General features: G+C 61.0%; 11 protein-coding genes. 9 read left to right on the top strand and 2 right to left on the bottom strand.

The window, feature by feature from the left end; all coding sequences use genetic code 11:
- Positions 1-218 precede the first annotated feature (218 nt).
- Together CO666_RS31270 and CO666_RS31265 are read right to left on the bottom strand one after the other, a co-directional pair.
- Entirely contained in the window at positions 219-2,312 is a 2,094-nt protein-coding gene (locus tag CO666_RS31270) for an ATP-binding protein (RefSeq protein ID WP_097615820.1), read from the bottom strand.
- Positions 2,309-3,049, bottom strand: coding sequence for a response regulator (locus CO666_RS31265; protein ID WP_097615819.1), 741 nt, complete (start codon positions 3,047-3,049; stop codon positions 2,309-2,311). Before CO666_RS31265 ends, CO666_RS31270 begins: the two co-directional genes overlap by 4 nt.
- 216 nt (positions 3,050-3,265) lie before the next feature.
- Here CO666_RS31265 and CO666_RS31260 point away from each other — a divergent pair, with 216 nt between their 5' ends.
- The 9 genes from CO666_RS31260 to CO666_RS31220 form a co-directional block, all read left to right on the top strand.
- Positions 3,266-4,288 carry an ABC transporter substrate-binding protein gene (locus CO666_RS31260; protein WP_097615818.1) on the top strand — a complete coding sequence of 341 codons (1,023 nt, stop codon included), beginning with the start codon at positions 3,266-3,268 and terminating at the stop codon, positions 4,286-4,288.
- A gap of 119 nt (positions 4,289-4,407) precedes the next feature.
- Entirely contained in the window at positions 4,408-5,436 is a 1,029-nt protein-coding gene (locus tag CO666_RS31255; protein WP_097615817.1) for an ABC transporter substrate-binding protein, read from the top strand.
- A 68-nt stretch (positions 5,437-5,504) separates the two neighbouring features.
- Entirely contained in the window at positions 5,505-7,727 is a 2,223-nt protein-coding gene (locus tag CO666_RS31250; RefSeq protein ID WP_097615816.1) for an ABC transporter permease, read from the top strand.
- Entirely contained in the window at positions 7,724-8,785 is a 1,062-nt protein-coding gene (locus CO666_RS31245) for an ABC transporter ATP-binding protein (protein ID WP_097615815.1), read from the top strand. The genes CO666_RS31250 and CO666_RS31245 overlap by 4 nt, the downstream gene beginning before the upstream one ends.
- 109 nt (positions 8,786-8,894) lie before the next feature.
- Positions 8,895-9,536, top strand: a complete 642-nt coding sequence (locus CO666_RS31240) for an HAD family hydrolase (protein WP_143540401.1) — start codon at positions 8,895-8,897, stop codon at positions 9,534-9,536.
- Positions 9,537-9,706: 170 nt separating this feature from the next.
- Entirely contained in the window at positions 9,707-10,501 is a 795-nt protein-coding gene (locus tag CO666_RS31235) for an inositol monophosphatase family protein (RefSeq protein ID WP_097615814.1), read from the top strand.
- 202 nt (positions 10,502-10,703) lie between these two features.
- Positions 10,704-11,363: an HAD family hydrolase gene (locus CO666_RS31230; protein WP_097615813.1), complete on the top strand. Its 660-nt coding sequence runs from the start codon at positions 10,704-10,706 to the stop codon at positions 11,361-11,363.
- Between the two features lie 232 nt (positions 11,364-11,595).
- Positions 11,596-11,859 carry a helix-turn-helix domain-containing protein gene (locus tag CO666_RS31225; protein WP_245436905.1) on the top strand — a complete coding sequence of 88 codons (264 nt, stop codon included), beginning with the start codon at positions 11,596-11,598 and terminating at the stop codon, positions 11,857-11,859.
- Positions 11,860-12,051: 192 nt separating this feature from the next.
- Positions 12,052-12,551 (top strand): AraC family ligand binding domain-containing protein (locus CO666_RS31220; protein ID WP_179869793.1); only part of this gene is annotated, 500 nt, incomplete at its 3' end.

Genomic DNA, 12,551 nt, shown 5'->3' with positions numbered 1-12,551 from the left:
GCGCATGAATCAAGGTTGATACGACGCCCTTTAGAAACATCTCGGTGTGTATCACGCTTGCCGGTGTTCGTAACGGTTTTCAGAGGCGTTACTCACTAATTCCGGCGCATCAGGGAGCGATAATGGGCAAGATCGCCTGCCGTAAGTGTGACGGCAATTCTCGAAGCCGCAGTAATGGGTCTGCGGTTCGGTTGCCATGAAAGCGTACAAGGGGACTTTCACGCCGGAAACAGAAGTTCAACAATCGTTCCCTTGCCGGGGAGGGACGCGATGCGGGCATCGCCGCCGCTCTGGCGGACGAAGCCGTAGACCGCAGCCAGACCAAGACCCGCGCCGCCCTCCGCGTTGCGTGTGGTGAAATAGGGCTCGAAGGCCTTATCGACCGTTTCGGCCGACATGCCGACACCATCGTCGGTTACGCTGACGCTGACGCCGGCCTCGCTGCGGGAACAGCGGATGAGGATCGTTCCGCCAGCCGGCATGGCTGCGGCGGCGTTGAGGCAGAGGTTGAGGACCGATTGCTCGAAGAGCGCTGTATCGATGACGACGGTGGGCAGGTCGTCGGCTATGTCGAAGGCAAGCCGGCATTTTTCGCCGATGGCGATTTCCAGCACATCGGCCATGCCGCGCAGCACGGTGCCGATCTCCACCGGGCCTGGATGGATCGGCTGTTGGCTGCCGATGGAAAGCATACTCCCGGCCAGCGACCTACCGCGGTCGGCAGCCTTGCGGATGCGAGCGAGGTGTCGCTTTTGGCGGTCGTTGAAGCCGGTTTCGCGCTCCAGCAGCCCAAGGCTGCCGGTGATGATGCCGATCATGTTGCCGACTTCGTGACTCACCTGGTGGGTCATGCGCATGATGCCGTCGAGGCGTTGGACCTTTGCTGCCTCCGCCTCCTGCCGGTCCATGTCGGTGATATCACGCGCCAGCAGCACGATGCCGCCGTCGGGTTGGCGCGACAGCGACACCTCAGTTACCCGGCCGGCATCGGAGCGGTGGCGCAGCACGGACCGGTCGGAGAGCAGGCCAGCGTCGTTTTCGGCCGGCAGGAGTGCCGGATCGATCTCCGGCAGCGGTGTCACGAAACTGCGCAGCGGCAATTTCCTGGCCGAACCGGACCAGCCGACCAGCTCGATGACACGACGGTTCATCGTGATCGGCCGACCGCGCGCATCGAACAGCGCGATGCCCTCGTTCATGCTGCGGAAGGTGGAGCGGATGGTGCGGGCGGCGGCCTCCGCCGTGCGCCGCAACCGCGTCACGCGCTCGACGCTCTCGCGGAACGCACGGAAGGCTTCGAGCAGGCGCACCAGCTCGGTTTCCGTCCCGTCATAGCGCGGCGCATCGACATCCTTGCGCCCTTCTGCCAGTGCGTTCATGCCGTTCGAAAGCGCCACGATGCCGCGTGAGACGCGCATGACGGAGCGGATCGAGACCACGGCCATTGCCAGCACCAGCAGCGAGGCGACGGCGACGATGACCAGGATTCGGCTCAAGGCATCGGAGGTCGAGACGAGGTCGTCGCTGAGGCTGCGGGCAACGGCCTCGCTTTGGGTTTCCGTCGCATGCGACAGATCGCGTGAGACCGTATGCAGGCGCGAGACTGCGGCGCGGATGGCAAACATTTCGAGGAGATAGCGCGTCTGTGCCTCGAAGACCCGTTCGTAAGGCGCAAGCTCGGCGGCGGCAATCCGGATGTCTGGCGCGGCGGGTTCGAGGCGTGGAGACGTTTCGGAGACGTAGCGCCGGCGCAATTCGCCGAGCTGGAACAGGCTGTCGGAATTGGAAGCGGATTGCACGATGGCGTTCAGCCGACTTCGAAAATTGGCATCCTCAATGCCGCTGCCGGTCGCGATCTCGCCGAGCGCTGCCGCAGCCTCCGCCTTGTGCTGCTGAGCGGATTCCGCGTCACCTGCAAGCGTCGTCGTCTGCGTGCGGATCGTTTCCAGCAGCTCGATGATGCGGCTGCTGGCAAAACCCTTGACGGCAGCCTCGTCGTTTTCCGGTTGCATGGCGCGCAGCAACGTATCGACCTGCACGACGACCGAGCGGCTTTCGCTGGAGACCCGGTAGGGCGAGGTCGCATTCATCAGGAAGGGTGCGCTGGAGACGAGATCGGAAACCTGCCGCGACACCAGCGAGGCTTTGGCGAGACTCGAAAACGCCTGCAGGCCATAGGCGGCCATCTCCTGGCGAGCCCGCTGCAGGCCATAGACGGCGATGGTCGCCAGGCTGAAGACGAGCACGCAGATGAAGGCGATGGCAAAGGGCAGGCGAAAGGCGATGGAGGAGAGGAAGGGGCGGCTGATCACGGGGCGATCTCGCCATCGTCGGTGTCGAGAACATAGCCCTTGCCGCGGCGCGTCTTGATATGGCGCGGCAGGTCCGGATTGCGCTCGATCTTGCGACGCAGACGCAGCACGAGCACGTCGACATTGCGGTCGATATAGCGCTCGCTTTCGGCGCCCAGCCGGTCGAGGATATGCGCGCGGCTCACGGGTGCATTCGGCGTTTCGGCGAGGATTTCGAGCAGCGCGAATTCGGCGCTCGTCAGCGACTTGGCGGGATCGGTGCTGCACATGGCGCGGCGGCTCTTGAGATCCACCGACCAGTCGCCGAGCTTCAGGGATGTGGGTTCGAGCTCCCGCTCGCTTTCCCGCTCCGCCTTCAGCGACGGGATCGTCCGGCGCAGTACGGCCTTGATGCGGGCCGTCAATTCGATGGGCTCAAAGGGTTTGACGACATAGTCGTCGGCCGCCGTTTCGAGGCCGAGCACCCGGTCCGCGGCGCTGCCGGCAGCCGTCACCATGACGATGCCGATATTGGTCTGCGCCCGCAGGCGCTGTGCGAAGGTGCGGCCGGAGGTGCCGGGCAGGTTATGGTCGACGAGCACGAGATGCACCGTTTCGCGCGAAAGCACGTTCGCCGCCTCCTCCGCCGACGGCGCAGTGAGCGGCGTCCAGCCCTCCGCTTCCACGAGGTCGGAGATAAGCTCCGCCATGTCCGGATCGTCCTCGACGATCAGAATGCTGATCCGCTCATTCAACACATGCACGTCCTCCCGCAATCATTATAGGCAGGGCCGTCACGATCTTCAAAGCGGGCTCGTATTATGCGCTTTGTCACATTTGTAACCTTTGTCATTTTTGAGGGATACGTCGCGGGCAAAGCTGTAAGAACCGTAACCATTCTTCGATTGCGCAAGGCAGTAGATGTGACATCCTTATCGTGGAGATTGGGGCGCAAGGTCCAATGGGAGGAAATCGTGAGAGGCATCACCGCTTTCAGCGCGGTCGCGGCTTTGTGGCTGGCGAGCACCGGCACCGGCATGGCTGCCCCGTCGCTCACCGTTTTGTGCGGTGTGGACGAGATGTGGTGCGCCGCGATGAAGACGGCCTATGAGGCGAAGAGCGGGCACGAAATCTCGGTAACCCGAAAGAGCACCGGCGATATCCTCAATCAGATCCGCGCGGAGAAAGCAGCGCCGACCGTCGATGTCTGGTGGGGCGGCACGGGCGACACCCATCTGCAGGCTGGTTCTGAAAATCTTCTCGAACCCTACCAGCCGGCCCATGAGCGCGACATGCTGCCCTGGGCGCAGAATTTCTTCGCCATGTCCGGCGGCCGCTCGGCCGGTATCTATGCCGGGGCACTCGGCTTCGCCTACAATGCCGATCTGCTGCGCGAGCTGAAGCTGCCGGCGCCGACCTGCTGGAAGGACCTGACGGATACCGCCTATCGCGGCCGCATCCAGAGCGGCAATCCGAATTCTTCCGGCACCGCCTTCACCACGCTTGCGACGCTGGTCCAGCTCTTCGGCGAGGACGAGGCTTTCCGTTATCTCGCCGCGCTCAACCGCAACATCGAGCGTTACACCCCCTCCGGATCTGCGCCTATCAAGGCGGCGGCGCGCGGAGAAACGCTCATCGGCATTTCATTCATGCATGATGCCGTCACACAGAAGCAAGCGGGCTTTCCCCTCGTGATCGTCGCACCCTGCGAAGGCACCGGCTACGAGATCGGCGCCGTGAGCATCGTCAAAGGCGCCAGGAATATCGAGGAAGCAAAACGCTTCGTCGATTTCGCGTTGAGCCCGGAAGGGCAGGGGACCGGAGCGGCGTCCGGCCAGAACCAGGTGCCGTCAAACGCGAAATCCAGTCTGCCGCTCGCAGCACCTGACATTTCGATGATCAAGATGGTGGACTATGACTTCGCCACTTTCGGCTCGCCGGAAGAACGAAATCGACTGCTCCGCAGGTTCGATGCGGAAATCGCCGCAACGAACTGACCGAGCCCTTTAGACAAACCGCAATCCCGAAATCGTGAACGCGCCGCCGCGGGCAGGCCGAAGGCCCCGCTGTGTCTTGTTCATGCGAAATCAAACCCAGGCAACAGGAGGATGCCACGATGAAAACCAAGACCCTTTCCCTCATGCTCTTCGCCGGCACGGCGCTCGGGGCGCTACCGGCGCAGGCAGCTGGCGAACTCAACCTCATCTGCTCGGCCGACGTCGTGATCTGCGAGCAGATGAAGGGCGATTTCGAGAAGGCGCATGGGGACATCAAGGTGAACATGGTTCGCCTCTCGTCCGGCGAAACCTATGCTAAGGTTCGCGCCGAGGCTCGCAACCCGAAGACCGACATCTGGTGGGCCGGCACGGGCGACCCGCATCTTCAGGCGGCATCGGAAAATCTGACGTTGGAATACAAGTCGCCGAAACTCGATGAACTCAACGATTGGGCGAAGAAGCAGGCCGAAAGCTCCGGTTACAAGACGGTCGGTGTCTATGCCGGCGCGCTCGGCTGGGGCTACAACACGGAAATCTTCAAAACCAAGGGCTACAAGGAGCCGGTCTGCTGGGCCGACCTTCTGGCACCGGAATTGAAGGGCGAAATCCAGATCGCCAACCCGAATTCTTCCGGCACCGCCTATACGGCGCTCGCCTCTCTCGTACAGATCATGGGTGAAGACCAGGCCTTCGATTACCTGAAGAAGCTGAACGGCAACATCTCCCAATACACCAAGTCCGGCTCGGCGCCCGTCAAGGCGGCTGCCCGCGGCGAGACGGCACTCGGTATCGTCTTCGTGCATGATGCGGTGGCGCAGACGGCGGAAGGCTTCCCGGTCAAGTCGATCACGCCCTGCGAAGGCACCGGCTATGAGATCGGCTCTATGTCGATCATCAAGGGTGCGCGCAACCTCGACAATGCGAAGATCTGGTACGACTGGGCGCTGACGGCGGAAGTCCAGTCGCGCATGAAGGACGCAAAGTCCTTCCAGCTGCCTTCCAACAAGAGCGCTGTCATTCCGAAGGAGGCGCCGCGCTTCGAGGATATCAAGCTGATCGACTACGATTTCAAGACCTATGGCGACCCGGCAAAGCGCAAGGCACTGCTGGAACGCTGGGATCGCGAAATCGGCGCCGCCGCCAACTGATGTCCTGACAGGCGGCGTCTGCCTCTACAGGCGCCGCCTTCCTACACTCAAAAACAGCGAGGTCAGCCATGAGACATGGCAATCGCAGGCTGGACGCGGTCCTGCTCCTGGGCGTGGTCGCATTGACCCTGTTGCCCTGGTATCGGATCGAGAACGGCTTCTTCGGGCTCGGTTGGCTGGCCGGTTTCCCCCTTTCCGCGGAGGCCGCCCCCGGTCTCGTACAGATATTCGCGCATGGCCGGCTATGGCTTGCCGCTGCGCTCGTGCTCCTTCTTCTAGCGGTCGCGGCTCGCGGCATGGCGGACCCGGTGCGTCGCGGCGCCGTGCTGGCCTGGACCGGCGCGATCGGCGTTCTCTTCCTCTCACTCCAGGGTCTCGCCATCGGCTTTTCCGGCTGGAACTGGACGGTGAGCGACACGCTCTTCGGCCCGCTCTCGAACGGCCAGCCCGCCATGGGGGCGGGGGCGGTCCTCTCTTCCATCACATTCGTGCTGCTCTTCGCCTTCGGCCTTGCCGAGCGCGGCGTTATGAAGGGGGATGCCTTTGTCGTCAGCGCAATCGCGCTGCTGGTCTTCCTCGTCGCCGTTTTCGTCTTCTACCCGATCGGCAGCATGTTTGTCGGTTCTGTGCAGGATTTCGACGGCTCGTTCAATGCTGATAACTTCATCCGCAACATCCAGGACCCGAGCATCTGGAGCCTCAACTGTGTAATCGGCGCCGGCCGCTGCGGCGTCGCCTGGCGCACGCTGTGGCTGGCCATCATGACCGGCCTCGGCTCGACCCTGCTCGGGCTTGCCTTCGCGCTCGTTGCCACCCGCACGCGCTTTCCCTTCAAGAAGGGCCTGCGGCTGCTGACGATCCTGCCGATCATTACGCCGCCCTTCGTCATTGGCCTGGCGCTGACGCTGCTCTTCGGCCGCGCCGGTGTCGTCACCCAGGGGCTGTCGGAACTGTTCGGCCTCGAGCCCGGCCGTTGGCTCTACGGCCTCACCGGCATCTGGATCGCGCAGGTGTTGTCTTTCACGCCGATCTCCTTCCTCGTGCTGATCGGCGTTGTCGAAGGCGTCAGCCCGTCGATGGAAGAGGCCTCCACGACGCTGCGCGCCGACCGTTGGCGCACCTTCTGGCGGGTGTCGCTGCCGCTGATGAAGCCCGGTCTGGCCAACGCCTTCCTCATCGGTTTCATTGAAAGCATGGCCGATTTCGGCAATCCGTTGGTGCTCGGCGGCAGCCATGGCGTGCTCTCGACGGAAATCTTCTTCGCTGTCGTCGGCTCGCAGAATGATCCCTCGCGCGCTGCCGTGCTCGCCATGGTGCTGCTCGCCTTCACGCTCTCCGCCTTCCTCGCCCAACGTGTCTGGCTGTCGGGCAAGAACTTTGCCACCGTCACCGGCAAGGGCGACAGCGGATCGCATATCGCCCTGCCGCGCGGGCTGTCGATCGGCGTTCACGCCGTCGTCATCCCCTGGATCCTCTTCACGCTCGTCATCTACGGCATGATCCTGATCGGCGGCTTCGTGAAGACCTGGGGGCTGGATAATTCGCTGACGCTCGACCACTACGCCAAGGCCTTCTCGATCAGCTTCGAAAACGGGATCGCCTGGACGGGTGTCGCCTGGAATTCGTTCTGGACGACGATGGAGATCGCGCTCATCTCCGCCCCGCTGACCGCCGCCGTCGGTCTGCTGACAGCCTATATCATCGTGCGTCAGAAATTCGCCGGCAAGAACGCCTTCGAATTCGCCCTGATGATGAGCTTTGCCATTCCCGGCACGGTCATCGGCGTCAGCTACATCATGGCCTTCAACCTGCCGCCGCTCGAAATGACCGGCTCGGCGCTGATCCTGATCGCCTGCTTCGTCTTCCGCAATATGCCGGTCGGCGTGCGCGGCGGCATTGCGGCGATGAGCCAACTCGACAAGAGCCTGGACGAAGCCTCTCTGACGCTCCGGGCCAACAGTTTCCGCACGATCCGCAAGGTCATCCTGCCGCTCCTGCGTCCTGCCATCACCGCCGCGCTCGTCTATTCCTTCGTGCGTGCCATCACCTCCATCAGCGCCGTCATCTTCCTCGTCAGCGCCGAGTACAACATGGCGACCTCCTACATCGTCGGCCTCGTCGAGAATGGCGAATACGGCGTGGCGATCGCCTATTCCTCCATGCTGATCGTCGTGATGATCACCGTCATCGCCGGCTTCCAGTTCATCGTTGGCGAGCGGCGCTTGCGCCGTGAAAACCGCGTTGCCGGCCTTGCCACCTCCGCTTCCTCTCGTCAGGAGAAAATCGCATGATCAACCAGAAAGCCGGTTCCGTCGTCTTCCAGAACGTGCGCAAGACGTTCGGTGCCTTCACCGCCATTGCCGACCTCTCGCTCACCATCGAGCCCGGCACGCTCGTCACCCTGCTTGGCCCTTCCGGCTGCGGCAAGACGACGACGCTGCGCATGCTTGCCGGCCTCGAACATCCTTCGGCCGGAAAAATCCTGATCGGCGGCAAGGACGTCACCATGCTGCCGGCCAACGAGCGCGATGTTTCGATGGTCTTTCAGTCCTATGCGCTGTTTCCGCATATGAATGCGCGCGACAACGTCGCCTATGGCCTGGAATCGTCCGGCCTCAGCCGCAGGCAAGCGCGCGAGAAGGCGGAAGAGGGGCTGGCGCTCGTGGGCCTTGCCGGCATGGGCCATCGCCTTCCCGCCGAACTCTCCGGCGGCCAGCAGCAACGCGTCGCCGTCGCCCGCGCGCTGGTGCTGGAGCCGCAGGTGCTGCTGCTCGATGAGCCGCTCTCCAACCTCGATGCGCGCCTGCGCCGCAAGGTGCGCACCGATATCCGCGAACTCCAGCAGCGCCTCGGCTTCACGGCTGTCTATGTCACCCACGATCAGGAGGAGGCGCTTGCCGTTTCCGACCGGATCATCATCATGAAGGATGGCGAAATCGCCCAGTCCGGGGCGCCGCGCGACCTCTACGAAGCGCCGGCTTCCGCCTTCATCGCCGATTTCATGGGGGAGGCGAACGTCATCCCCTGCGAGGTGGTCGGCATCGATGGGGCTGATGCTGAAATCCGTATAGGCGGTTTTAAGCACCGCGTGCCGGCGGGCAGGGCGACGCCGGGCGCGGCGAGCCTTGCGGTTCGTCCCGGCGCCATCGCGCTTTCCGAGGGACAAGGGCAGGGTCTTGCCGGCCGCATCCTGCATTCGGCCTATCTCGGAGATCATGTCGAATACGAGGTCGAGACCGCTGTCGGTACGCTCTTCATAGTCGACCACGCCGTCGACCGCATTCTGCCGGTCGCCTCCGATGCCACGCTCGGCTTCCGAAGCCGCGGCATCGCACTTATCAGCGCTTGAGAACCTCTGGAGCGGCCGGCGTTCGATACCGGTCACCCATTCCGAGGTCAGTTGCGCCTGACGGAATCCTCTCGTTAAGTCGACGTCCCGCTCGCCGGAAGGAGTAAGTATGATTGATATTCCATCGCTCGAAAATCGCTTCGAGGCTGTGATTTTTGATTGTGACGGCACACTTGTTCACACGCCGCCTATCTATGCCGACGCATGGGCAGCCGGCTTTGCCCTCTCCGGCAAACTGATGAACCAAACCTGGTATTTGGCTCGGGCAGGGATGTCTGAAGGGGTTCTTATGGACGCTTTTGAGCGCGAATTCGACGTTGTGCTCGATCGCCAATCTGTCATCGCCGCCATGCGATCACACTTTCTCCAGAATATACACAATGTGCGTGAAGTTCATGCGGTTGCTGCAACCGTTCGCCGGTTGGCCGGCTTGCTGCCCATGGCAGTTGCATCCGGCGGCTCTCGAGAAGTTGTGACAGCGACGCTACAAGGAACGGGTCTTTGGGAGTATTTCGACCACGTGGTCACGATCGATGACGTGGCGAATCCAAAGCCGGCGCCGGACCTGTTTCTGCAGGCGGCCGCTCTATTGGGAGTCGAACCTGCCCGGTGTGTCGTGTTCGAAGATAGCGAACAAGGTCTTGAAGCAGGTCGACGGGCGGGGATGAGCGTCATTGATGTAAATCGTCCCGATCTCCATGAGCAGCAACGCGAGATGAAGATCGGCGAAAGCTTGCAGATGAATTCCTGAGCATTCGGTCGGTGCAGGCGCTTTGTTCCCGCGGCGGGTTTTGATGCGCGTTGCCGACAAGCCGGCAAGATTTCCAAGTCACACCGCCTGGCGCACCGCTAGCCTTCCGACTGCGGCACCGACCTCTTAAACAGCTAACGACCAGAACCATTGCAAGGAGTACCGGCATTATGTCGCAAGAGACTGTACTTGATACGCGCTTCGCCCTCGCCAAAGCCATTGCACAGGAGGCGGGCGCCATGGCGCTCGATTATTTCAACAGGCGCGAAACGCTCGTGATCGAGACGAAGCGGGATCTGCAGGATGTCGTGTCCATTGCCGACCGCAACGTCGAGACGTTCATACGAGCGCGCGTGGCGGAAGCTTTCGGAGCGGACGGATTTCTCGGCGAGGAATACGGTTATCAGGAAGGACATTCGGGACTGACATGGGTGGTCGATCCGATTGACGGGACCGCGCCCTTCGTCAATGGCCTGCGGACATGGTGTGTATCGATTGCCGTTCTGGACAGCGGTGTGCCAGTGATCGGCGTGATCCACGTTCCGTGCGATGATGAACTCTACGCAGCGGCAGCAGGCGTAGGCGCGAGCCTGAACGGCAAGACCCTTAGCCTCGATCCGTCGCGGACTTTGCAGAGTGCGTTGACCGGCATCGGCTGCAACTCCTATGTGACCCCGGAACGGGTAGGCGCGATTGTCTCTGCCTTGCTTGGCAAAGGCGGGAATTTCATCCGCAACGGCTCGGGCGCCCTGATGCTGGCCTATGTGGCCGCGGGCCGGCTTGTTGGCTACTATGAGCCCCACATGCGTGCCTGGGACTGCATGGCCGGCTACTGCCTCGTCAAGGAGGCCGGTGGAACCTATCTTCCCTTTCCCGCTGAGGGCGAAGCCTTGCTGCAGGGCCATCCGGTGCTGGCGAGCAATCAGACAGTTTATGCGGATTTGCTGGCAATCCATACCGATTGACCTTTCCAGCCTGCCCAACGCGGGTTCTTGGTTCGGCTTGCTCAAGGCGCCCAAAGATCACGCGGCGAGTTTGTTAAGCATCGCCGATAAACAGCAGCAAAGACGTTCCAAATTCTACCTCGCCCGAGCGCCACCATAGTGTTCTGAACACCGCAGCATAGGCCTCATGAAGAGCCAAAAACTGGAGAAATTTTAAGTGAGAATGAAATATGAATCGATCATATACGACTTTGATGGCGTAATACTGGATACCGTTGCAACAAAGATCGATGCGTTCTTATATGTGTATCGCACAGAAGAACAGTCAAAAATCAACGAAGTTCGTGCGTATGCAGAAGCAAACGGCGGTATGTCGCGATATGAGAAGTTTAGATACTTCGAGAGTGTGATCTTCAAACGATCGCTTTCAACCACTCGATTGGATCAGCTTTGTTCGGAATACCGCGCAGCCGTTGAAAGAGAGGTCGCGTCAGCACGATTCATCGGAGGGGCGCTCAATGCAATAACGACCCTCCAGGGAAGTGTCACTCAGCACGTCGTTTCCGCCGCACCCGAAGACGAGCTCGACGAGGCGTTGGTCAATCGCGGCATCAAGGGCTGTTTCAAATCCATCGCAGGCGCGCCAAAGTACAAGCTATCCGAATTTCGCAGAATATTGCACGAGGATGGCGTCGAACCACAACGTATACTAGCTGTCGGTGACTCTCTTGCGGAATATAATGCTGCACTGGAGTTGGAAATTCCGTTCTTAGCGATAGTTGCTGCAGATGTAAGTGACAGATTTCCGAGTAGCGTTCAGAAAGCGCCAGACCTGGTGAGGCTCATTTCCTATGTTCGGGGAACTGAGAATGATTTGTGCTAATGATCGAAAAAATTTTCGACAGCGGCAAATTTCTTCACACATCACTCGTGGACGGTGTCGCCCCAGACGCAGGGCAACGGACGTTCCATAATGTTATAACGTAACATGAGTAGGACCAAGGAAGAGATTTCAACTCCCCAGCCTCGTCCCGAGGCAACTGGTTGCCGTCGACCAAGTCCCGGCGGCAGCCCTTTTCTCGGGTATCGCCAACTTCCCTTCCACGGATGTTTCAATGGGGGCATTCGGCACCACGCCCCCCCCACCGACCACGGCGCAACCAACCGCGATTCTTGTCATGAAGGATAGGATGCTTTCGCCGCTTGAAAAGACCTGCCTTCGATGGATTTCTCGAGGCAGGACTATTGCCGAAATCGCATTGCTTGAGGGCAAAACCGTCACCGAGATCGAGGGTTACCTCCAGCGCGCGCTTGCCACGCTGAAGGCAGGATCAACGGAAGAAGCTCTCGATAAGGCCAATCTCTTGGAGCCCGAGTGAATGGCTCCGCTGAAGGGATTGAGAACGAGGAATCGCCGCGCACTCGCTACGCTGGGTTTGGCAACTCTTGGAGGGTTCGTTGCCGTATCGTGCGCACTCGAAATTTGCAATTGATCAGCCTGATGGCTCTGATCCATGCCAATTTCCGATACATATGGGACATTGTGCGCGTGAGGGGCGAGGAGCAAAATTGTGACCGGGAAGAAGGCCGCACCATCATGGCTGGACTATCAGCCGTCGGGCCGCAGGCTCGACATCGAAGTCTTTCCCTTCGACAACCTTCGGCAGCGAGGCACGCCCGCCCAAATCGCGACCGCCCACCGTTACAGCTTCTATATGCTGATCTGCGTTAGCGAAGGGGCCGTCACCCAGCTGGTCGATTTCGAGCCGGTCGCCTGCCGGCCCGGCTCCCTGTTGGTGATCCACCCTGGACAGGTACACAGTTTTGGCGACGGCTCTGGTTGGGAAGGCTGGCTCGTCTTCTTTCGACCGGAATTCTTGCCGCTGGTATCGGAAACAGCATCGGGTTTACTTCCAACGTTCAGCCTTGACCGGATCACCGACCATTTAACGCTCTCGGACGTCGAGTTCGACGCTGTCACCGAGTGCATGGCACGGATGAGCCACGATACCATGAACAAGGCTGCGGCCGAGACGCTGCATGCGCTTCTTCGCCATCAACTCTGTGCGCT

Origin of the sequence: Rhizobium chutanense (genome assembly GCF_002531935.1) — a bacterium.
In the GTDB taxonomy this organism is placed as follows: Bacteria; Pseudomonadota; Alphaproteobacteria; order Rhizobiales; family Rhizobiaceae; genus Rhizobium; species Rhizobium chutanense.
Note: the sequence above shows the minus strand (reverse complement) of the source record. Positions and strands in the feature narration are given on the sequence as shown.

Excerpts from the sequence above, each read along its gene's own strand:
- CO666_RS31255 (WP_097615817.1), top strand. The coding sequence starts at position 4,408 with ATGAAAACCAAGACCCTTTCCCTCATGCTCTTCGCCGGCACGGCGCTC.
- CO666_RS31250 (WP_097615816.1), top strand. The coding sequence starts at position 5,505 with ATGAGACATGGCAATCGCAGGCTGGACGCGGTCCTGCTCCTGGGCGTG.
- CO666_RS31245 (WP_097615815.1), top strand. The coding sequence starts at position 7,724 with ATGATCAACCAGAAAGCCGGTTCCGTCGTCTTCCAGAACGTGCGCAAG.
- CO666_RS31240 (WP_143540401.1), top strand. The coding sequence starts at position 8,895 with ATGATTGATATTCCATCGCTCGAAAATCGCTTCGAGGCTGTGATTTTT.
- CO666_RS31235 (WP_097615814.1), top strand. The coding sequence starts at position 9,707 with ATGTCGCAAGAGACTGTACTTGATACGCGCTTCGCCCTCGCCAAAGCC.
- CO666_RS31230 (WP_097615813.1), top strand. The coding sequence starts at position 10,704 with ATGAAATATGAATCGATCATATACGACTTTGATGGCGTAATACTGGAT.
- CO666_RS31225 (WP_245436905.1), top strand. The coding sequence starts at position 11,596 with ATGGGGGCATTCGGCACCACGCCCCCCCCACCGACCACGGCGCAACCA.